The 20,976-nt window shown below is 70.7% G+C and carries 21 protein-coding genes and 1 pseudogene; 8 read left to right on the top strand and 14 right to left on the bottom strand.

Features of this window, described 5'->3' with window-relative positions:
- The first annotated feature begins 125 nt into the window (after positions 1–125).
- On the top strand, positions 126–2,069 hold the full coding sequence (pknB, locus tag AB0J66_RS46590) for a Stk1 family PASTA domain-containing Ser/Thr kinase (RefSeq protein ID WP_364675019.1): 1,944 nt from the start codon (positions 126–128) through the stop codon (positions 2,067–2,069).
- The gene (locus tag AB0J66_RS46585; RefSeq protein WP_364675016.1) at positions 2,060–2,938 is read left to right on the top strand and encodes a deoxyribonuclease IV; all 879 of its coding nucleotides are present in this window, start codon (positions 2,060–2,062) and stop codon (positions 2,936–2,938) included. The genes pknB and AB0J66_RS46585 overlap by 10 nt, the downstream gene beginning before the upstream one ends.
- On the opposite strand, the gene AB0J66_RS46580 is transcribed toward AB0J66_RS46585, so the two are convergent.
- Together AB0J66_RS46580 and AB0J66_RS46575 are read right to left on the bottom strand one after the other, a co-directional pair.
- Positions 2,901–3,134, bottom strand: a complete 234-nt coding sequence (locus AB0J66_RS46580) for a hypothetical protein (protein WP_364675013.1) — start codon at positions 3,132–3,134, stop codon at positions 2,901–2,903. The genes AB0J66_RS46585 and AB0J66_RS46580 overlap by 38 nt on opposite strands.
- Positions 3,131–4,024, bottom strand: coding sequence for a LysR family transcriptional regulator (locus AB0J66_RS46575; RefSeq protein ID WP_364675010.1), 894 nt, complete (start codon positions 4,022–4,024; stop codon positions 3,131–3,133). Before AB0J66_RS46575 ends, AB0J66_RS46580 begins: the two co-directional genes overlap by 4 nt.
- A gap of 71 nt (positions 4,025–4,095) precedes the next feature.
- Here AB0J66_RS46575 and AB0J66_RS46570 point away from each other — a divergent pair, with 71 nt between their 5' ends.
- Positions 4,096–4,785 (top strand): hypothetical protein, encoded by a 690-nt coding sequence (locus tag AB0J66_RS46570; RefSeq protein ID WP_364675008.1) that lies wholly within the window; start codon positions 4,096–4,098, stop codon positions 4,783–4,785.
- Here AB0J66_RS46570 and AB0J66_RS46565 read toward each other — a convergent pair.
- A complete protein-coding gene (locus AB0J66_RS46565; RefSeq protein WP_364675005.1) occupies positions 4,782–6,305 on the bottom strand; it encodes a diguanylate cyclase in 1,524 nt (507 codons plus the stop codon). The two genes, AB0J66_RS46570 and AB0J66_RS46565, sit on opposite strands and share 4 nt — an antisense overlap.
- 39 nt (positions 6,306–6,344) lie before the next feature.
- Here AB0J66_RS46565 and AB0J66_RS46560 point away from each other — a divergent pair, with 39 nt between their 5' ends.
- Positions 6,345–6,650 (top strand): hypothetical protein, encoded by a 306-nt coding sequence (locus AB0J66_RS46560; protein WP_364675002.1) that lies wholly within the window; start codon positions 6,345–6,347, stop codon positions 6,648–6,650.
- 441 nt (positions 6,651–7,091) lie between these two features.
- Here the strand turns inward: AB0J66_RS46560 and AB0J66_RS46555 are convergent, their stop codons facing one another.
- The 4 genes from AB0J66_RS46555 to AB0J66_RS46540 form a co-directional block, all read right to left on the bottom strand.
- Positions 7,092–7,592: a hypothetical protein gene (locus AB0J66_RS46555; protein ID WP_364675000.1), complete on the bottom strand. Its 501-nt coding sequence runs from the start codon at positions 7,590–7,592 to the stop codon at positions 7,092–7,094.
- A gap of 43 nt (positions 7,593–7,635) precedes the next feature.
- Positions 7,636–8,658: a GntG family PLP-dependent aldolase gene (locus tag AB0J66_RS46550; RefSeq protein ID WP_364674997.1), complete on the bottom strand. Its 1,023-nt coding sequence runs from the start codon at positions 8,656–8,658 to the stop codon at positions 7,636–7,638.
- Positions 8,651–10,057 carry a class II 3-deoxy-7-phosphoheptulonate synthase gene (locus AB0J66_RS46545; protein WP_364674995.1) on the bottom strand — a complete coding sequence of 469 codons (1,407 nt, stop codon included), beginning with the start codon at positions 10,055–10,057 and terminating at the stop codon, positions 8,651–8,653. Before AB0J66_RS46545 ends, AB0J66_RS46550 begins: the two co-directional genes overlap by 8 nt.
- An 81-nt stretch (positions 10,058–10,138) precedes the next feature.
- Positions 10,139–11,617 carry a glycosyl hydrolase family 18 protein gene (locus tag AB0J66_RS46540; RefSeq protein ID WP_364674993.1) on the bottom strand — a complete coding sequence of 493 codons (1,479 nt, stop codon included), beginning with the start codon at positions 11,615–11,617 and terminating at the stop codon, positions 10,139–10,141.
- Between the two features lie 219 nt (positions 11,618–11,836).
- Between AB0J66_RS46540 and AB0J66_RS46535 the strand changes: the two genes are divergently transcribed.
- Positions 11,837–12,514 (top strand): DUF429 domain-containing protein, encoded by a 678-nt coding sequence (locus AB0J66_RS46535; protein WP_364674990.1) that lies wholly within the window; start codon positions 11,837–11,839, stop codon positions 12,512–12,514.
- On the opposite strand, the gene proC is transcribed toward AB0J66_RS46535, so the two are convergent.
- The 5 genes from proC to AB0J66_RS46510 form a co-directional block, all read right to left on the bottom strand.
- Positions 12,501–13,322, bottom strand: a complete 822-nt coding sequence (gene proC / locus AB0J66_RS46530; protein WP_364674987.1) for a pyrroline-5-carboxylate reductase — start codon at positions 13,320–13,322, stop codon at positions 12,501–12,503. The genes AB0J66_RS46535 and proC overlap by 14 nt on opposite strands.
- Before the next feature lie 61 nt (positions 13,323–13,383).
- Complete coding sequence (locus AB0J66_RS46525; protein ID WP_364674984.1) at positions 13,384–14,412, bottom strand: 6-phosphofructokinase; 1,029 nt, start codon at positions 14,410–14,412, stop codon at positions 13,384–13,386.
- 147 nt (positions 14,413–14,559) lie between these two features.
- Positions 14,560–15,057 (bottom strand): pyridoxamine 5'-phosphate oxidase family protein, encoded by a 498-nt coding sequence (locus AB0J66_RS46520; protein ID WP_364674981.1) that lies wholly within the window; start codon positions 15,055–15,057, stop codon positions 14,560–14,562.
- Between the two features lie 29 nt (positions 15,058–15,086).
- Positions 15,087–15,578: a polyadenylate-specific 3'-exoribonuclease AS gene (locus AB0J66_RS46515; RefSeq protein WP_364674980.1), complete on the bottom strand. Its 492-nt coding sequence runs from the start codon at positions 15,576–15,578 to the stop codon at positions 15,087–15,089.
- A 63-nt stretch (positions 15,579–15,641) separates the two neighbouring features.
- Positions 15,642–16,496 carry a phosphotransferase gene (locus AB0J66_RS46510; RefSeq protein WP_364674977.1) on the bottom strand — a complete coding sequence of 285 codons (855 nt, stop codon included), beginning with the start codon at positions 16,494–16,496 and terminating at the stop codon, positions 15,642–15,644.
- Positions 16,497–16,759: 263 nt separating this feature from the next.
- Between AB0J66_RS46510 and AB0J66_RS46505 the strand changes: the two genes are divergently transcribed.
- A complete protein-coding gene (locus tag AB0J66_RS46505) occupies positions 16,760–17,449 on the top strand; it encodes a Crp/Fnr family transcriptional regulator (protein WP_364674975.1) in 690 nt (229 codons plus the stop codon).
- Here AB0J66_RS46505 and AB0J66_RS46500 read toward each other — a convergent pair.
- Positions 17,420–18,154: a lysophospholipid acyltransferase family protein gene (locus tag AB0J66_RS46500; RefSeq protein ID WP_364674973.1), complete on the bottom strand. Its 735-nt coding sequence runs from the start codon at positions 18,152–18,154 to the stop codon at positions 17,420–17,422. The genes AB0J66_RS46505 and AB0J66_RS46500 overlap by 30 nt on opposite strands.
- Positions 18,155–18,301: 147 nt before the next feature.
- Between AB0J66_RS46500 and AB0J66_RS46495 the strand changes: the two genes are divergently transcribed.
- Entirely contained in the window at positions 18,302–19,102 is an 801-nt protein-coding gene (locus tag AB0J66_RS46495) for a DUF308 domain-containing protein (RefSeq protein ID WP_364674971.1), read from the top strand.
- Between the two features lie 47 nt (positions 19,103–19,149).
- On the top strand, positions 19,150–20,628 hold the full coding sequence (locus tag AB0J66_RS46490; RefSeq protein ID WP_364674969.1) for a trehalose-6-phosphate synthase: 1,479 nt from the start codon (positions 19,150–19,152) through the stop codon (positions 20,626–20,628).
- On the opposite strand, the pseudogene AB0J66_RS46485 reads toward AB0J66_RS46490, so the two are convergent.
- Positions 20,523–20,966: pseudogene (locus AB0J66_RS46485) on the bottom strand (alpha/beta hydrolase); the annotation flags it as partial. The gene AB0J66_RS46490 and the pseudogene AB0J66_RS46485 overlap by 106 nt on opposite strands.
- Positions 20,967–20,976: the final 10 nt, after the last annotated feature.

Below are 20,976 nucleotides of genomic sequence, written 5' to 3'. Positions count from 1 at the left end.
CATAAGCACTAAATCCTCTTTCGTCGGGGCGAAAATCGCGGCTGGAGACCATACGCGTACCCGTTTGGACTCAGCTGTGACATCCTGGACCGCCCTCACGCGAAAGACACATACACTTCACGCCGATGGACACCACAGTCGCCGACACGTTGATCGGCACGACGATTGACGGCCGCTACCGAATCACCGGTCGCGTGGCCCGTGGTGGCATGGCGACCGTCTACACGGCCACCGACGAACGACTCGAGCGCACCGTCGCTTTGAAGATCATTCACCCGTCGCAGGCGACCAACGTGCACTTCGTGGATCGCTTCACCGACGAGGCCAAGACGATCGCCAGGCTCACCCACCCCAACATCGTCGCTGTCTACGATCAGGGGCGCCACCAGGGCCTGCCCTACCTCGTCATGGAGTATGTGCAGGGTCGCACCCTGCGCGACCTGCTCACCCAGCGGCGCCGGCTCAACCCGGTCGAGGCGCTGGCGATCCTCGAGCAGATGCTCGCCGCGATCGCCGCCGCCCATCGGGCCGGGCTGGTGCACCGCGACGTGAAGCCGGAAAACGTGCTGGTCGCCGAGGCCCCGAGCGGCGGAGTCGGCAACCTGGTCGACGCCGTGGTCAAGGTGGCCGACTTCGGGCTGGCCCGCGCGGTCGAGGCGAGCAGCGCCGACGACTCCGGCCAACTGATGGCGACGGTGGCCTACGTCGCCCCCGAGCTGGTCACCGACGGCCACGCCGACGCCCGCACGGATGTCTACTCGGCCGGCATCGTGCTGTTCGAGATGCTCACCGGCAAGGTGCCGTTCGACGGTGACGACCCGGTCGCGGTGGCCTGGGAGCACGTCGACAACGACGTGCCCAAGCCGTCCAGCGTGGTCAAGGGCCTGCCCTCGGTGCTCGACGACGTGGTGGCCCGGGCCACCCGGCGCGACCCGGGCGCCCGGCCGACCGACGCCGGCGCGCTGCTGGCCGAGGTGCAGACCGTGCGCGACGACCTGGGCGCGGCCAACGTGGAGACCGCGCTGCTGCGCCAGGTCCCGGCCTCGCGCGGCGCCATGGCCGACGCGACGACCGTGGTGCCCGCCGTGGCCGAGCGGCCCCCGTGGGCCCGCCTGCCCGGCCAGGCCGCCCCGCCGGCCCGCGGCCAGGAGTACACGGCCGGTCGCGTCCCCCGTTCGCGCTCGCAGAAGAGCGGGCCCGACCGGCGCAAGATCTTCCTGTCGGCCGCCATCGCCGTGATGGTGCTGGTCGTCGTCGGCAGCACGTGGTGGGTCTTCCTGGGCCGCTACAGCGACGCCCCGGCCATGGTGAACATGACCAAGGCCCAGGCCGAGCTGTTCGCCGAGCAGAACGGCTTCGAGCTGTTCTACGCCGACGGCCAGTTCAACGAGACCGTCGCCAAGGACACCGTGGTCAACCAGGACCCGGCGGCCGGCGAGCGGATCGTCCGGGGCGGCGCCATCACGCTGACCCTGTCGCTGGGCAAGGAGCGCTTCTCCGTGCCCGACCTGGCCGGCCTGGAGCTGACCGCGGCCCAGGGCGAGCTCGAGCAGCTCGGGTTGAAGATCAAAAAGGGCGGTCACCAGTACAGCGACACCGTTCCCGAGGGCGCGGTCATCTCGTCCGACCCCAAGAGCGGCACGGAGCTCAAGCGCGGCGACACGGTCACCGTGGTGACCAGCGACGGCAAGGCTCCGATCCAGGTGCCCGACCTGGTCGGCAAGAACATCAACGACGTCCGCAACGAGCTGGCCGGCCTGGGCCTGCAGGCCCAGGAGCGGTACAAGGACAGCGACCAGCCCAAGGACACCGTCATCGCGCAGACCCCCAAGCCGGGCACCGGCTCGGCCCGCGACGACGTGGTCACGCTCGACGTGAGCAAGGGCCCGCCGCTGGTCACCGTCCCTGACCTGACCAACCAGCCGTGCCGGCAGGCCGAGGCGACGCTGAAGGGCATGGGCCTCAACGTCCATATCGACTTCAACGCCGAAGCCTTCGTCCGCAGCCAGCAGCCGGGCGGCAACACGCAGGTCGCGCCCGGCAGTGAAGTAAGGATCCAGTGCTTCTAAACCGCCGTATCGGTTCACACACCAAGACGTCGGGAGGGCTGGCCAAGGCCGCCCTCCCGTATGTCGACGCCGCCGGGTCGGAGACCCTGCAGGTGTACGTCTCCAACTCGCGGGGCTGGGCGCTGCCCGGAGGCGACCCCAAGCAGGACACCCTGTTCCGCGACGGTTGTGGCGAGCGCGGCGTGCCCGCGTACATCCACGCCTCTCTGCTGGTGAATCTCGGCTCGCCGACCGAGCTGACGGTGGAGCGCTCGGTCGGCGTGCTCGCGCACGCGCTCGACCGGGGCCGGGCGATCGGCGCGACGGCCGTCGTCTTCCACGCCGGGAGCTCGGTCGACCCCGCCCACGACGACAAGGCGTTCCACCAGCTCCACGAGGCTCTGCTGCCGCTGCTGGACCGGGCGGCGGCCGAGGGCCTGCCCCACCTGCTGGTCGAGCCCAGCGCGGGCGGCGGCCGCAGCCTCGCCTCCAAGGTGCAGGATCTGGGCCGCTACCTGGAGGCGGTCGAGCATCACGAGTGGCTGGGCGTCTGCTTCGACACCTGTCACGCCTGGGCCGCCGGCCACGACCTGGCCACCCCGGGCGGCATGACCGAGACGCTGGACGCGCTGGTCGCCACCGTGGGCCGCGAGCGTCTGCAGCTCATCCACGCCAACGACTCGAAGGACGACTGCGGCTCCACCCGCGACCGCCACGAGACGATCGGCGCCGGGAAGATCGGCACGGCCGCCTTCGCCGAGCTGATGGCCCACCCGGCGACCGAGGGCGTCCCGGTGATCGTCGAGACGCCCACGGTCGACCACGAGGGTCACGCGGCGGACATCGCCCTGCTCAAGACTCTTCGGACGCCGGCTCCTCGGCCGAGCTGACCGGCGACGCGGTGAGCAACTCGAACTCCCAGCGCTCGGCCAGCTCCTCGCCGTCCTCCTCCAGGTAGCTGCTCACCCGCACGCCGAGGCCGAGCTGGTTGGCCGCCCGCAGGTGCTCGGTCACCTCGTCGATGCTGGTCAGGTAGTGGGTAGCGATGACATCGGGCTGCACGGAAGTCTCGTCGAGATCAGTCACCGCACCAGGGTACGAGGCGCCCCGCCGAGCAGCACGGCGAGCCGCCCGGCGGCCTCACCCCCGGCCACCTGATCGGGGATGCGCAGCAACTCCACCCGGTGCACCAGCCGCGGCGCGGTGATCGGAACCGCGGCCAGCCCTTCGTGAGCGCCCACCACCTCCGACGGCAGCACGGCCACGCCGTGCCCGGCCGCGACCAGACCGGCCAGCACCGCCACATCGGCGCCGTCGTAGCGCAGGCCCGGCCGCGGCCCGTCGACCGGCAGGCGGGCGAACGGGGCAACCTCCGGGGCGTCGATCCAGTACGCGTCGGCCAGGTCACCCAGCTCCACCGCGCGCCGGCGCGCGAGCGGATGATCGGCGGCCACCGCCACCACCGCCGGGCTCTCCGTCACCCCGATCGCCCGTGCGGCGCCCGCGTCGGGCAGCCGTAGGGGGTCGCTCGGCGCCGTGAACCCGTCGACCAGGCCCAGATCGGCCCGGCCGGCGGCCACCTCCTGCACCACCTGATCCCGGCCGGTCAGGCGCACGCGGGCGGTCAGCCGCGCCGATTCGGCTCGCAGCCGGGCCAGCGCGCCGGCCAGCGCCGGGTGCCAGGCCAGCGGGGTGAGAGCCACGATCAGCCGGCCCGGCGGGGCGACGACCCGGGTGACGTCGGCCCGGGCCGCCTCCAAGCGGACCAGGAGCAGCGCGGCGTGGTGACGAAGCCGCTCCCCCGCCGCGGTCAGCGCGACCGGGCGCCGGGTCAGCAGCGGCGTGCCCAGGTCGGCCTCGAGCGCGGCCATCTGTTGCGAGACGGCCGACTGGGTGTAGCGGAGCCGTTCCGCCGCCACGCTGAACGATCCGGTCTCGGCGACCGCCAGGAAGGTCCGCAGCAGGTGGGGATCCATATCAGCGATGCTAATGCCGACGTCAGCGACGATCGTTGGACCTGATTCCGGCCGGGGCCGAGGATGGGGTCATGATTTCGATTGCCCTGGTCGGGGACCGGTCGCCGGCGGTGCGGGCGCACTCCCGGATCCCGATGATCGTCGACGCGTTGCCGGTGGACCTCGATGCCTACTGGGTTCCGACACCGGAGGCGGTCGATCCCGGTGTGCTCCGCGGATACGCCGGGATCTGGCTGATGCCCGGCAGCCCGTACCGAAGTGAGGCCGGCGCCGTCACCGCCGCCCGCGTCGCCCGTACCGAGGGCATCCCGTTCCTCGGCACCTGCGGCGGCTTCCAGCACGCCATGCTCGAGTTCGCGCGGGAGGTGTGCGGTCTCGACAAGGCCGGGCACGCGGAGAACGACGGCGACACCGAGGACGCGTTGATCGCGGAACTGTCGTGCTCGCTGGCCGGGCACGAGGCGGCGGTCAACCTGACTCCGGGCTCGCTGATCGAGTCGCTGCTGGGCACGTCCCGGACCATCGAGCGCTACCACTGCAGCTACGGCATCGCGCCCGGCTACGTCGAGACGCTGCGCTCGCACGGCATGCGCTTCTCCGGCGCCGACGACGACGGCGAGGTGCGGGTGGCCGAGCTGGCCGGGCACCCGTTCTTCCTCTGCACGCTCTTCCAGCCCGAGCTGTACGGGGACGGCACCGACCCGCATCCGGTCATCCGGGGCTTCGCCCAGGCCGCCTCTTCTCAGGCCCCTTCTTCTTAGGCCACGCGGACCTGATTGCGGCCGCCTTCCTTGGCCGCGTAGAGGTGGGCGTCGGCCCGGGCCAGCACGGTGCGGGCGTCGTCGTCCGGGCGCAGCGTGGCCAGGCCGATGCTGGTCGTCACGCGCAGGCCGGGGGCGATCTCGGACCAGTCGTGGCTCTCCACCGCGGCCCGCAGCCGCTCGCAGATGTCCAGGGCCCGGGCCGGGTCGGTCTCCAGGTGCAGCACGAACTCCTCGCCGCCGTGCCGGGCGGCGTGGCCGATCGGCTCGACGATGCCCCGCAGCATGTCGCTGACCCGCCGCAGCACGCTGTCGCCCGCCTCGTGCGAGAAGGTGTCGTTGACCCGCTTGAAGTGGTCCAGGTCGAGGATGGCCACGCTGGCCGGGGGCCGCTCGGCCGCCGGCACGGTCAGCACGCCGGCCAGGTGCTCGTCGGATCGGCGCCGGTTCCACAGGCCGGTCAGCGCGTCCCGCTCGGCCAGCTCGCGGAAGCGTTCCCGGTCCCGGCGGGCCTCGTCGATGGCGAAGCGGGCCTGGGTGACCGAGGTCAGCGCCTCGGTCTGCTGCGAGCGGCGCACCGTCCAGGCCTGGTGGAACTCGACCATCTCCCGGTAGGCGCTCTCGAAGTTGCCCAGGTCGGCGTGGCAGGTGGCGAGCAGCTGCAGGGCGATCGCGTCCATCTCGGGCACACCGTCGCGCCGGGTCAGCTCCCGGCACTGCTCGAGCAGGGTCAGCGCGCCCGGCACGTCCCCCTCGGCCCGCTTGATCTCGGCAAAAGTGATCAGACAGGCCGGTACGGCGTCGACGTCGGTGGACGGCGCGTGGGTCAGGGCGTCCTCGAGGATCCGGGTGGCCCGCCCGGTCTGCCCGTCGGCCATCAGCACCCGGGCCACAGTGTCGGCGCTGGAGGTGTTCATCGGGTGGCCGACCCGGGCGCTGTGCTCCTCCATCTGCCGAATCAGCCGCAACGCGGTGACCTGGTCGTTCTCCCGGTAGCAGGACCAGGCCCAGTTGTTCAGGTTGGCGATGATCAAGTCAGGCTGGCCGAGCCGGTCGGCCAGCCGCTGCGCGACCCGGTACTCCTCGTGCGAGACCCGCCCCAGCCGCTGATCGTTGACCTGTGCGGCCAGGATCACCGCGTGATCCACCCGCAGGCCGAGCGGGTCACCCTCGGTGAGCAGCCGGTCCGCCTCGTACGCATGCTTGACCGCCTCGGCGTTGTCCCCCAGCCGCCACAGCCCACCGGCGATGACCGCGTGCGCCTTGGCCACCACAAGCCGGTCCTGGGTCGCCCGCAGCTCGGCCTCCGCCACCTGAATGCCCTGATCCTGTCGCCCACCCCGGTTGTCCACGTCGGCCACCACCAGCCGGGCCAGCGCGGCATACTGCCGGTCCCCGGCCGCGAGGGCGGCCTGCTCCAGCTCCAGCGCCCGCCCGGCCAGCCCGTCGTGGCTCGCGTAGACCGCACCCACCAGCGCCGTCAGCTCAGTCTCGAGGTCGCTCCGCGCCGGGAGACGCACGGCAGTCCCGCCCAATGCCAACCCCCATGCTCGCGGTCGTTGCCCCAGACCTTCGGCCGCGCGCTCCGGATCTTGAGCATTCCGCAGCCATGGATCGGAGCGGAACTCGGGGGTGCGCGGACGCCAAGGCCGGGTTTCCGCGCAACCCAGGCCGGGAAGATCAAGGACATGTCCATCTGGAGCTGGTTCAAGAAGAAGCGCAGCGAGCAGATCGAACAGCGGCGCAACGAAGCCGTGGCCAAGGCGATGGCCCGCGGCGCCACCCCCGAACAGGCGATGGCCGCCGGAGAACGCGCCGCCCGCGGCACCACCAACACGGCAGTGATCGGCGCCATCAACTCCTGATCAGCACACGCGGCGGGAGGCTCCTCGGAGCCTCCCGCCGCGAACGCTGAAGGGCTCGATGTCGGCCGCTGGCTCGATCGCGCGATCCGCCATGAGGCAGCACGAGGCGACGTCGACGTGATCGCCGACTGGGAGGCCGCCCTGCCCCCGGACGATCAAGAAGTTCTAGCCGCTCTCGACGCCATCAACCGGCACGACCTCGATGCCGCGTGACCCGTGGTGACGTCTACGAGTACACGATCGGCAAAGCCCGCGCTCGCATCGCCATCGTTTCTGCAGCGCCGTACAACCCTCGACGCGCTACCTCACGGCTTCGGCCGACCCCGTACGCGGCACCATCGACGTGACCAGATTGCGCCCGGTCGTCCCCGACAATGTCGGCGCGCGCGTGGGCCGGCTTTCTCGGACCACGCTGTCCCGCATCGACGACGCGCTGCGCAACTACTTGGGAGTTTGAAGAACATCGTCGGCCGGCTGAGCGAGGAAGCCGACGGCGTCGGCGTAGTACAGCGAGCCCTCGAGGTGGAAGGCGATCTGCCGGGGTGACCAGGCGTCGCCGTCGCGGTGGTCGAGGGCGGACGGGGGCGCGGCGCGCAGGCGCAGGTTGTAGAGCTGGGCCAGGCGGGTCAGGCGGCTGCGGGCCTCGTCGAGGTCCTCGGTGGTGAACGGGGCCAGGTCGGCCGGGGTGGTGATGGCCGAGGCGTGCCAGTGGTCGGGGATCGTGGGGGCGCCCGCGAGGCGGGCCTCGATCTCGGCCAGGTGGTCGATCAGGTGGTCGGTGATGCGCCGGATCGCCTTGTGCGGGGTGTAGACGCGGTCGTCGGCGGGACGGGGGATGCCGTCCCACGCGGGCCAGGTGGCGGCCCGCGTGAGACAGGCGTCGATCATCGCGGTGACCACGTCCGCCGGGTGGCGGTCGTCGGTCTCGGGGGTGTCGGTCATGGCCCCATCAGATCGCGCCGATCGTTCGGCCCGGAGCGAACTGTCAGTGCGACAGGATGTCGGTCAGGACCTCGATGGCCTGGTCGACGCCGGCGTCGTCGACGTCGAGGTGGGTGATCAGGCGGGCGATGCTCGGGAGCATCGGGGAGATCAGGACGTTGCGCTCGGCGGCGCGGGCGGCCAGGGCCGGGGCGTCCAGCGGGGTCTTCGACAGGTCCAGCATCACCAGGTTGGTGCGGACGCGGGACGGGTCGACCACGCCGAAGGGGGCCAGGGCGTCGGCCAGCCGGCGGGCGCGGGCGTGGTCGTCGGCCAGCCGGGCGATGTGGTTGTCCAGGGCGTAGCGGCCCGCGGCGGCGAGGATGCCGACCTGGCGCATGCCGCCACCCATCCGCTTGCGGATGACGCGGGCCTGGGTGATCCGCTCCCGCGAACCGACGATCAGCGAGCCGACCGGGGCGCCGAGGCCCTTGGAGAGGCACACCGACAGAGTGTCGAAGACCGCGCCATAGGAAGCGAGCGGCACCTCGTCGGCTACGTGCGCGTGCCAGATCCGCGCCCCGTCGCAGTGCAGCCCGACGCCCGATTTCTCCGACAAATCGCGAAGAGCGCGCAAAGTGTCGAGCGGCACGACGGTGCCGCCACCAAGATTGTGGGTCTGCTCGACGGCGATGGCCCGCGTCGGCACGGACGGGTAGCCGGCCGGACGGATCATCGAGGCGATCTGGTCGACGTCGAGGTCGGCGCCGACCGAGGGCCAGGTCCGCGACGAGATGCCCCCGATCGCGGCGGCCGCGCCGAGCTCGTAGGTGACGACGTGCGCGTCCGCCCCGGCCAGCAGCTCGCCGCCCGGCGGCACGTGCAGCTGCAGCGCGATCTGGTTGGCCATCGTGCCGCTGGGCGCGAACAGCGCCGCCTCGTGCCCGAACATCGAGGCCACGTGAGCTTCGAGGTCGTTGACGGTCGGGTCGTCGGCGAAGACGTCGTCACCGACCTCGGCGTACGCCATGGCCTGCCGCATCTCCGCGGTCGGCTTGGTGACGGTGTCAGAACGTAGGTCAACCACGAAGCATCTCCGCAACGAGGAACGCGAGCTCGAGGCTCTGCTGGGTGTTCAATCGAGGGTCGCAGGCCGTCTCGTACCGGTCCGGCAAATCAAGATCTTCGATGCCCTGCGCGCCGCCCAGGCATTCCGTGACGTCCTCGCCGGTCAGCTCGATGTGGATGCCGCCCGGGTGGGTGCTGAGGCCGCGGTGGACCTCGAAGTAGCCGAGCACCTCGTCCACGATCCGGTCGAAGTGCCGGGTCTTGTAGCCGTTCGAGGACTCGTGGGTGTTGCCGTGCATCGGGTCGCACTGCCAGACGACCTTGGCCCCGGCCGCGGTGACCTTCTCGACGATCGGCGGCAGTGCGTCGCGGACCTTGCCGTTGCCCATCCGGCTGATCAGCGTGAGCCGGCCCGGGATGTTCTCCGGGTTGAGCTTCTCGCACAGCTCGAGCGCGGTGTCGGGCGAGGTGCCGGGGCCGAGCTTGACCCCGATCGGGTTGGCGATCCGGCTGATGAAGTCGATGTGCGCGTGGTCCAGCTGCCGGGTCCGCTCCCCCACCCAGAGGAAATGACCGCTGAGGCCGTACGCCCGTCCGTCGCTCACGCGGGTCAGGGCGCGGTCGTACTCGAGGGCCAGCGCCTCGTGCGAGCAGTACAGGCTGACCGTGCGCAGGGCCTCGTTGTCGGTCATGCCGCAGGCCCGGATGAAGTCGAGGGCCCGGTCGATCTCGCGGGCGATGGCCTCGTAGCGCTCGCCCGCCGGCGAGGCCCGGACGAAGTCCTTGTTCCAGTCGTGCAGGCCGTGCAGGTCGGCCAGGCCGCCCGCGAGGTACGCCCGGAGCATGTTCATCGCGGCGGCCGAGTTGGCGTACGCCCGGATCATGCGCTGCGGGTCGGCCCGGCGCGCGGCCTCGTTGGCGTCGAGCGAGTTGATCAGGTCGCCGCGGTACGCGGGCAGGCCGAGCGAGTCGGTGGCCGACGAGCGGGGCTTGGTGTACTGCCCGGCGACCCGGGCCACCTTGACCACCGGCATGGACGCGCCGTAGGTGAGCACGACCGCCATCTGCAGCAGGGTGCGCGCGTTGGCCAGCAGGTGGCTCTCGGTGTTGTCGGCGAACGTCTCGGCGCAGTCGCCGCCCTGCAGCAGGAACGCCCGGCCCTCGCAGACCTCGGCCAGCTTGACCCGCAGCTGGTCGACCTCGTAGGGGGCGACGATCGACGGGACGACGTCGAGGACCTCGCAGACCGAGGCGACCTCGGCCGGGTCCTCCCACGGCGGCACCTGTACGCGGGGCAGGCCGCGCCAGACGTCGAGGCCGAGCGCCGCGTCCTCGGCGGAGTCGGTCGAGGGGCGGGAGGTCTGCAGAGCCGTGTTGCCGACTCCGGGGTACGAAAGCTGATGCCACTCACGGCGCATGTGGAAAGCCTACGAGTGAGGGGCACCGACCTTGCGGCCGGTGCCCCTCTTCTCACCTGAGGAGATGAGACGCGGTGCTGCTCAGAGGTTGTTCTTGATGCTGGTGATCAGCTCACCGTTGCTGGTGTCGCCCGAGAACTCCCAGAAGAAGGCGCCGGCCAGCCCCTGGTTCTTCACGTAGGCCATCTTCCCGGCGATGGTCGACGGGGTGTCGTAGCTCCACCAGTTGCTGCCGCACTTGGCGTACGCCGTGCCGGCCACGGTTCCGGTCGACGGGCAGCTGTTCTTGAGGACCTTGTAGTCCTCGATACCGGCCTCGTAGGTGCCCGGGGCCGCGCCGGTCGCCGTACCGCCCGGGGTGGCCTGGGTGACGCCCGTCCAGCCGCGGCCGTAGAAGCCGATGCCGAGCAGGATCTTGTTGGCCGGGACACCCTTGCTCTTCAGCTTCTGGATCGCCGCGTCCGAGTAGAAGCCGGCCTGCGGGATGCCGGTGTACGAGGTCAGCGGCGAGTGCGGGGCAGTCGGGCCCTGCGGGGCGAAGGCGCCGAAGTAGTCGTAGGTCATCGGGAAGACCAGGTTCAGCTTCGAGATGCCCGACGCGTAGTCGGCCACGTCCAGCTTGCCGCCGTTGGAGCCGTCGGCCGTGATGGCCGAGGTGATCAGGAAGCTCGAGCCGAACTTGTTGCGCAGCGCGGTGATCACGTTGTTGTACGCCGCCGGGCCGGACGCGTCGCAGCTCAGGCCGCAGGCGTTCGGGTACTCCCAGTCGATGTCGATGCCGTCGAAGACGTCCGACCAGCGCGGGTCCTTGATCAGGTTGTAGCAGGAGTTGGCGAACGCGGTCGGGTTGGCCGCGGCCTGGGTGAAGCCGCCGGACCAGGTCCAGCCGCCGAACGACCAGATGATCTTGATGTTCGGGTACTGCTTCTTGAGCTTGCGCAGCTGGTTGAACGAGCCGCGCAGGGCGCCGGCGTCCCAGGTGTCGGCCACGCCGTCGACGCTGTTGGCCGCGGTGTACGCCATGTCGTAGTCGGCGTAGGAGTCACCGATCGTGCACTGCCCGCCGGTGGTGTTGCCGAACGCGTAGAGGATGTGCGACAGCTTGGCCGCCGAACCCGAGGTGACCAGGTTCTTGACGAAGTACTGGCGCTGGTAGACACCCCACTGCGCGAAGTAGCCGACGACGTTCTTGCCACTGGTGCCCGGAGGCGTCGTGGTGGGCGGCGTCGTCGGGGGCGTCGTGGGTGGAGTCGTCGGCGGGGTCGTCGGCGGGGTCGTCGGCGGGGTGGTGGGGGGCGTGGTGCCGCCACAGACACCGTTGTCGATCCAGACGTCCCACTGTCCGCTGTGGGTGGCCGGGGACTCGTTCTGCGTCCACCACTTGGCGGTGTAGTTGTGTCCGCTCTGCGAAGCGACGTTGTCCTTGACGTAAGTGGCGGTGGAGGACCAGGCGGGGGCACAGGCCGCAGCGGCCGACGCCTGGGTCGCCGGGACCGTGGCGGTCGCCGCGACCACCACGATCGCCGACACCAGGGTGGCGCGACGGAGGGATTTCTGCACTTCTGTCTCCTCGTCGAACGCTTAGGAAACTTTCCTGAAAGTTCAGTGAAGGAGACGGTAGTCACATGCATTCACACTCGTCAAGATGAGGTGACGGGATTACGCAAAGGCTTAACTTTGCGGTGCGGACCGCTACGGGGTGCACACCAATGGACACAACGCGTAGTCTTCGGGCATGACCATCTTCGACGTCGAAGCCCTCGAGCCCGCACGCCGCCGATGACCGTACGAGTAATAGGCGTCGATGCGTACGCCCTCGGCTGGGTCGGGGTCGAACTCCGCGACGGGGCCTTCGGCCGCGCCGTGCTGGCCTCCACGCTGTACGAGATAGTCGCCGGCAGCTCCGGCGCCTCGGTGATCGGGGTGGACATTCCGCTCGGCATGCTGCCCGACACCTGGCGCGCGGCCGACACCCTCGCCGCCGACCAGCTCGGGCCCCGCCGCGGCAGCGTCTTCCGGGTGCCGCCGCGGGCGGTCTGGCAGGAGGCCGACTTCGCCGCGGCCAACCGGCTCTGCCGGGAGCTGACCGGGGCCGGGCTCAGCCGGCAGTCCTGGGCCCTGCGGCCCAAGCTGCTCGAGGCCAACGCGATCTGGGAGCGGCACCCCGGCCTGCTCTTCGAGGCCCACCCCGAGGTCTCGTTCCGCACCATGGCGGGCGAGCCCCTGCAGTACGCCAAGAAGACGTGGACCGGTCAGGCCCGCCGGCGCGAGCTGCTCGCCCGCAACGGGATCGTGCTGCCCGACGCGATCGGCCCGGCCGGTCAGGCCCCGCCGGACGACATTCTGGACGCGGCCGCGGTCGCCTGGTCGGCCCACCGGATGGCCACCGGAACCGCCCTGAGCCACCCGTCGCCCCCCGAGGAGAACAACGGCTCCAAGATCGCTATTTGGTACTAGACATATCCGTGGCGATGGCGCGGGCGCGGTCCCGCGCCGCCTCGAGGGCGGTGAGGAACGCGGCCCGTACGCCGTGGATCTCGAGCTCGCGGATGGCCGAGATGGTCGTGCCGGCCGGCGAGGTGACCGCCTCGCGCAGCTTGACCGGGTGCTCGCCGGAGTCGCGCAGCATGGTGGCCGAGCCGATCGCGGTCTGCACGACCAGCTCGTGCGCCACCTGGCGGGGCAGGCCGAGCAGGATGCCGGCGTCGATCATGGCCTCGACCAGCAGGTAGAAGTAGGCCGGGCCGGAGCCGGAGAGCGCGGTGACCGCGTCCTGCTGGGACTCGGGCACCCGCAGCGTGCGGCCGAGCGGCCGGAAGATCTCCTCGACGACGGTCAGGTGCTCCACCGTCGCGTACGGACCCGGGGAGATCACGGTCATCGCCTGATCGACCAGCGCCGGGGTGTTGGTCATGACCCGCACGATCGGGATGCCGCCGGGCAGCCGGTCGGCGAAGAAGCTGGTCGGCAGGCCGGCGCAGAGCGACACGACGAGCTTCTCCGGCGGCACCTTGGAGCCGAAGTCGTCCAGCAGCTTGCCCGCGTCCTGCGGCTTGACCGCGATCAGCAGCACGTCGGCCTGGGTCACGGCGGTCAGGTTGAGCACCGGGCGGATGCCGTACCGGTCGGCCAGCTCGGACGCCCGCTCCGGGCGGCGGGTCGTGGCCAGCAGCTGCTGGGCCGGCCAGCCGGAGCGCAGCAGGCCGGAGAGGACCAGCTCGCCGAGCTTGCCCGCCCCGATGACGGCCACCGTTTGCTTGGTCATTCCCCGCCCCTCGCAGAAAGAAGGAGGGCGGCCTCCCGGCCGCCCTCCGACAAGTCGTAGCTCAGCTACCGAAGAAGACCTCGGCCTCTTCGTACCGCGACAGCGGAACGGTCTTGAGCTCGCCGGTGCCCTCGATCAGCGGCACGCGCACGATGTCGGTGCCCCGCAGCGCCATCATCTTACCGAAGTCGCCCTCGTTGACGGCGTCGATCGCCTGCAGGCCGAAACGGGTCGCGAGGACCCGGTCGAACGCCGTCGGGGTGCCACCGCGCTGGATGTGACCGAGGACGACGGTGCGCGCCTCCTTGCCGGTCTTCTCCTCCAGCTGCTCGGCCAGCCACTGGCCGATGCCGCCGAGGCGGACGTGGCCGAACGAGTCGAGCTCCTTGCTCTGCAGCGACATCTGGCCGTCGAGCGGCTGGGCGCCCTCGGAGACGACCACGATCGGCGCGTACTCGACCTCGAAGCGCTTGGTCACGTACGTCGCGACCTGGTCGACGTCGAACGGGCGCTCGGGCAGCAGGATCACGTTGGCGCCACCGGCCAGGCCGGCGTGCAGGGCGATCCAGCCGGCGTGCCGGCCCATGACCTCGACGACCAGGGTGCGGTGGTGCGACTCGGCCGTGGTGTGCAGCCGGTCGATCGCCTCCATGGCGATGTTGACCGCGGTGTCGAACCCGAAGGTGAAGTCGGTCGCGTTGAGGTCGTTGTCGATCGTCTTGGGCACGCCCACGACGTTGACGCCCAGGTCGTTGAGCTTGGTGGCGACGCCGAGGGTGTCCTCGCCGCCGATCGCCACGAGCGCGTCCACGCCCTGCTCGGCCAGGTTCGCCTTGATCTTCTCGACGCCGCCCTCGATCTTGAACGGGTTGGTGCGCGAGGAGCCCAGGATGGTGCCGCCGCGCGGCAGGATGCCGCGGACCTCGGCGATGCCGAGCGGCTTCGTCAGACCCTCGAGCGGGCCCTTCCAGCCGTCGCGGAACCCGACGAACTCGTGACCGTACGCGGCGACGCCCTTGCGGACCACCGCCCGGATCACCGCGTTGAGACCGGGGCAGTCGCCGCCGCCGGTGAGCACGCCGATACGCATGATGCTCGTCCTCCACTGATCTCAGGTACGAGATGGCTCTAGCCCGTCGAAGCCCCAGGGAGCGAGTGATCGGCAGCGTTGCCGGGCCCGGGGCGGGCCGCAAGCCGAACTTTAGCGGTCCGGCTCACAGCGCCCCGAAGCGCCCCGCTACAGCTTGACGGTTTCGTTCTCCCCCGCGTCCGGGGTCTTTCCGGTTACGGCCGCCTTGGCGTAGCCGAGCATGGTGACAACCTTCGAACTGTGCGCCGCGGCCCAGTACTCGGCGGTGTCCGCGTGCACCTTGACCAGCGTAAGCGTCGGCGTCTCGAGCCCGTCCGGGAACCACGCTTTCAGCGCCGGGTTCCACAGTTCCTTCGCCTTCTCCGGGTTGTCCGTACGCTCGGCCGCGCCCGAGATGGAGATCCAGTTGTTCTGCTTCTGGTCACTGAACGCGACGTTCACCTGCGGGTGCAGACCGATCTCGGTGACCAGGTCGGCGTCGGAGTAGGTGAAGAACCAGAGGTCGCCGTCGAACTCGACGTCCTGCAGGGCCATCGGGCGGCTCACGTGCTTGCCGTCGGCCGTCATGGTGGTCAGCATGCAGATCCGGGCGTCCGCCACCATCTGCTTGACCTTCTCGCGCTGCTCCTGCTCGTTGTCAGTCATGGCTGTGGCCATTCCCCGATGAGCGGCGCTCAACCACCCATGGCCCGCCAGCGGGCCAGATTGTGCCGGGCGTCGACCAGGGCGTCGTGCCGGCCGGACATCGAGGGCAGGTGCGGGCGGCCCTTGTCGTCCCAGAGCTGGCGCAGGTCCTTGGTGAAGCGCGGGATGTCGCGGGGCAGGGCCGGCATGGCCCCCCAGAGCTGGGCCAGCGCGACGTGGTCGTACGCGGCGAACCAGGCCCACAGCTCGATCTGCTCGTCGCGGCCGCGGACCGGCTCGGCCAGGAACGCGTACAGGTCGTCGCGGATCCGCTCGCGGGAGCGCCACGCCTTGTCCGAAGGTGAGGGGAGCTTGTCGAGGACGTTGCGGCGGACCCACGGGATCGCCTTGGTGTCGTCGAACTCCGTGCTGATCGCGTAGAACTCGCGACCGAACTCGTCGACCACGCCGATCGAGACCAGGTCGATGGTGCGCCCGTCCTCGATGAACTCGCAGTCATAGAAATAGCGATAGGACCCCATCCGACCTCCCCTCCACCGCCCTTAGATCGACTAAAGGCTCTTCCTGATCATCCTCCCCCACGATCATCCCGGCGTGGCGTCCAGGGCCGCTTTTGCCCTCCGGAGGGGTTCCGGGAGGCCCAGGCGGGCGGCCCGGTCGGCCAGGACGGCCCAGCGCAGCCTCAACAACACCGGCAGTACGGCGTGCAGCTCATCCGCCCCGACCGGGCCGGCCGCGACGTAGCCGTCGATCAGGTCGGTCGCGTGGTCCGGTCCCCCGGCGTACGCGACGGCGGCGGCCACGTCGTAGACGAGCGGGCCCAGGCCGCCGGCGCCGCAGTCGAGCAGCCCGGCCCGGCCCGTGCCGGGATCGACCACGAAGACGCCGGGCGCCGGGTCGCCGTGCAGCACCCCGTACGTCAGACGGTCGGTGACCGTCAGCCGCGTGGCCGCGGTGACCGCCTCGGTGATCGCGTCGCGCAGCCCGGGATCGACGGCCAGATGGGCCGCCTCCGGGTCGAGGAGCTGCCACGGCCGCAGGCCGGGGTGGTGGAAACCCTGCAGGGCCCGGTGCACGACACCCAGGCGGTCGCCCCAGAACTGCTGGTCGATCGGGTCACCGCCGTCGAGGTGACGGCCGGGCACCCGGCGCAGCACGGACAGCGCGCCGTCGGCCGTCTGCGCGGTGAGACCGCCGGCCAGGGTCCGCACGGGCTCCCCGGCCGCGATGCCGTGGCCGCGCAGGTGCTCGGCGGCGGCCAGGCCGGCCTCGACCGGCTGGCGGCTGCAGGCCTCGCTGAGCCGGACGACATACCGCTCGGAACCGGCGGTCACCTCCCATCCGTGTGACATGAGCACGTCCGGGAGGGCGGTCATCTCGCCGGGGAGGAGATGCCACTGCTCCCGCAGGGTCGATTCAAGAAGCTCGTGATCCGGCACGGCGGGATTATCGGCGCACATGACTAAAAACCGACGGACAGCCCGTCCCGGGCTTCCGAACGAGAGCACTCGTTCACCGTTCGCAATTGAGAGGTTTACAGATAGCGACCGGCACGGAATGATCCTATGAGGCGCTCGCGGCCACACGTGCGCAGAAATGGCGCCGGTGGGTGCCTCTGTGCTAAGAGTGATCGTTCGCGCCGGGGGGCGGCGCGACCGGCCGCTCGCAACACACGCGGTCCCACCGGGGGAGGGATGACGCCGTGGACAATCGCATGCCGGACAACGGCGACGCGCTGACCGGCGTCGACATGTTCGCCGGGCTCGAGCCGGACGTCCGGCAGCGGGTGATCGCCACCGCTGTGCCCCGGACGTACCGCAAAGGACAGATCCTCTTCGTCGAGAACGACCCGGGCGAGTCACTGATCATTCTGCGCCGCGGGGCGGTGGCGATCTTCCGCACCGCGCCGACCGGCGAGCGCGCCGTGCTGACCGTGGTGCGGCCCCCGGGCGTACTGGGTGAAGTGTCCCTTCTGGACGCGTCGACCCGGAGCACCTCGGCCGAGGCGATCGAGGACTGCCAGGCGCTGACGCTGTCCCGGTCCGCGTTCATGGATCTCGTGCACTCCAACCCGCGGATCCTCGACGCCGTCATGCGGTCGGTCGGCGCGCTGATCCGCCGGCTCACCGAGCAGAACACCGACCACGTCTTCCTCGACCTGCCCGGCCGGGTGGCCAAGACGCTGGTCCGGCTGGCCGGCGAGAGCCAGGCCCCGATGATCACGATCGAGCTCAACCAGAGTCAGCTGGCCGAGATGGCCGGCGGCTCCCGGCAGAGCGTCAACCAGGCCATCGGCTCGTTCGCCAGCCGCGGCTGGCTGCGCACCGAGGGCCGCCGCATCGTCGTCACCGACCTCGCGGCCCTACGACGCCGCGCCGGGATGGTGGGGTAGGTGGGTGAGCTGGCTGGTCGCGCTCGGGGCCTCGATTGAGGTCTTGAGACTGGCCGCGTAGACGTCTACGTACTCGCGGCCGGCCAGGGCTCGGATCTCGTACATGATCTCGTCGGTGACGGCTCGTTCGACGAAGCGGTCGCCCTTCGAGGCGGCGTAGCGGGAGAAGTCGAGCGGGGCGCCGAAGCGCATCCGAACCCGGGTGATCTTGGGGATGAGCTTGCCGGTGGGCTGGATCTCGTCGGTGTTGAGCAGCGCCACCGGCACCACCAGGGCGCCGCTCTCCAGGGCGAGCCGGGCCACCCCGGTCTTACCGCGGTAGAGCCGGCCGTCGGGCGAGCGGGTGCCCTCGGGATAGATGCCGGCCACCCCGCCCTCACGCAGCACCCGCAGCAGGGTCTCCAGGGCCGCCTGGGCGGCCTTCCCACCGGAACGGTCGACCGGGATCGTCCCCGTGCCCGCGAAGAACTGCCGCATGAGCCAGCCTTTGATCCCCTTGCCGGTGAAGTATTCGGCTTTCGCGACGAAGGTCACCCTGCGATCCACCATCAGGGGTGTGAAGATCGAGTCGGAGAACGACAGGTGGTTGCAGGCCAGGATCACCGGCCCCTCGCGGGGCAGCTGGGACAGTCCGCGCACGTCGGGGCGGAAGAGCAACTTGAGCAGCGGCCCGAGAACCACGTACTTGAGGAGCCAGTAGAACACGGTGTCCTTTCCTGGACGTCCTGGACATCCGGCGACATCCGGCGCAGAGGAAGCGTACGAAGCGGGACGGCGCGCCACAACGCACTCCCGCAACCGGTCCATGTCGTGTCACCATTCAAGGCACGGTCGGGCGGAGGAGTGTGCAGATTGACAGCGGGTGGCGCTCGCCGGGGGCGGCGGGACAACGGGCTCGACGCGGCCGACTACGCGGCCGCGGGCGACGTGGATCCGCGCGTCGGTGAACACCTTCTCGACGTGCTGGCGGCCGGCGGCATCGCGGCGTACCTCCAGCCCACGGCCGATCTCAATCCGATCCTGCGCGCCACCACGCTGCCGGCCCGGCCCACCGACCGGCTCTTCGTCGACCGGGTCCACCTCGAAACGGCTCGCGAGCATGTGCACAAGGTGACCGGGGGCGCGCTGCCCACCCCGCCCGAGGACCCCACCCGTGAGCCGGACATCGAGGCGGAGTGGGCCAAGATCGTGGCCGGCTTCCACACGACCGTCGATCCGACCGCGGCGCCCTGGCCCGAGGCCGAGGGCATCGAGAAGACCAAGGAGCCGCCCCGCCTGGGCGGGCTGCAGTCGGCGGCCGACTTCTCCGGCGTCTCGCTCAACCGCCGGCGCACCGATCAGCCCGATCCCGATGCGGTGCTCGACGGCCTGGGCGACCTGCCGGACAACCCGGATGACGACGACGAGGACGAGCGGTACACCCCGCCGCCGCCCCCGCCCCTGCCGAAGATCTCGAAGTACGCGGTGTTCGGCGTGCTCGGCGTGGTCATCGGCTTCGTGCTCTTCCTGTTCCCGCGACTGCTGCCGATCGACCGCGACTACGTGACGCTGCTCGGCTTCGCGGCCATCGTCGCCGGCGCCGTGATGCTGGTCTGGCGGCTGCGCTCGGGGGACGACGACGAGGACGACTACGACGACGGCGCTGTTGTATAAACCACCGTCACTATAGATCGACGGTAATCGTCCGGTAACCTTCGGTGATGTGCCAGAGCTCGCTGGTCGTCGTCGCCAACCGTCTTCCGCTCGATGACAGCGCGGCCCCGGACGGGGCGTGCGAATGGCGCCGAAGTCCGGGCGGCCTGGCCGGGGCGCTGCACGCGATCCTCCAGCAGACCCCGGCGACCTGGGTCGGCTGGGACGGGACGGTCGGCCAGGGACGCCCGCCGGCCGACCTCGGCACGCTGCGGCTCCAGCCGGTGGCCCTCGACGAGGACGAGACCCGCGGCTACTACGAGGGCTTCGCCAACACCACCCTGTGGCCGCTCTACCACGACGCGGTCGAGCCGCCCGTCTTCGACCGCGGCTGGTGGGAGACGTACCGCGCGGTCAACCGGCGCTTCGCCGAGGCCGCGGCCGAGGTGGCCGAGCCCGGCGCGACCGTCTGGGTGCAGGACTACCACCTGCAGCTCGTGCCGCAACTGCTGCGGGAGCTGCGGCCCGACCTGCTGATCGGGTTCTTCATGCACGTGCCGTTCCCGCCGCCGGAGCTGTTCATGCAGCTCCCCCGCCGGGTCGAGCTGCTGCGCGGCATGCTCGGGGCCGACCTCGTCGGCTTCCAACGGCCGCAGGCGGCCCACAACGTGGCCCAGCTGGCGACGAAACTGCTCGGGGCGGAAGGCGAGGACGACGCGATCATCCTGGACGACCGGGTGGTACGCACCGGAGCGTTCCCGGTGTCGATCGACGTGGCCGAGATGCGGTCGCTGTCCGCGCGCCCGTACGTCATCAGTCAGGCCAAGAAGCTGCGCCACGACCTCGGCTCACCGAAGAAGGTGCTGCTCAGCGTCGACCGGCTCGACTACACCAAGGGCATCGAGCACCGTCTCACCGCGTACTCGGAGCTGCTGCGCGACGGCCGGGTCAAGGTCCGCGACACGGTGATGGTGCAGGTGGCCGTGCCGAGCCGGGAGCGGGTGGAGACCTACCGGGCGCTGCGCGACCGGATCGAGCGCGAGGTCGGGCGGATCAACGGCGAATACGGCCGGGTCGGTGAGCCGGCCATCCACTACCTGAACCAGCCGTTCGACCGGGCCGACCTGGCCGCGCTCTACCAGACCGCCGACGTCATGGTGGTGACGCCGCTGCGCGACGGGATGAACCTGGTGGCCAAGGAGTTCGTGGCGGCCCGGCGCGACGACACCGGCGCCCTGGTGCTCAGCGAGTTCGCCGGGGCGGCGGCCGAGCTGGAGGACGCGTTCCAGGTCAACCCGCACGACGTGGACGGACTCAAGGAGACGTTGCTGCAGGCGATGAGCGCCGACCCGGCCGATCTGGCCCGGCGGATGGCCGCCATGCGCCACTACCTGACCGTCCACGACATCCACGCCTGGGCGCAGGACTACCTGACCACGCTCTCCTTCTCCAGCCAGTCCAGGACGGCGTCGATCGGCTCGGCCCAGTTGGCGTCGACCATCAAGTCGTGGTCCATGCCCGGGAAGAGCAGCGGCGCCACCCCGTAGAGCCCGGCCACCCGATCCAGCGCCGCCCGCGGCACCACCCGATCGTCCGGGCTCCCGGCCACCAGCACGCTCGGCCGCCCCACCGCCCGCGGCACCGTCTTGTCCTTCACGACCGGGCAGATCAACACCCCGGCTGCCGCCGGATAACGACCCAGGGCGTACGCGACCACGCGCGCCCCGCCCCCATGCCCGACCAGCACCACCCGCCGCGGCAACGACACCGCCACCTGAACCACGTCATGCACATGCTGCCGCAGATCCCCACCCGGCCGCGGCGCCAGCACGTGAGCCGCATAGCCACGCCCCGCCGCATGCGGCAACCAGTGCTCAACAAACGCACCGACCTCG

This window comes from Actinoplanes sp. NPDC049598 (assembly GCF_040675435.1).
Lineage (GTDB): Bacteria > Actinomycetota > Actinomycetes > Mycobacteriales > Micromonosporaceae > Actinoplanes.
Note: the sequence above shows the minus strand (reverse complement) of the source record. Positions and strands in the feature narration are given on the sequence as shown.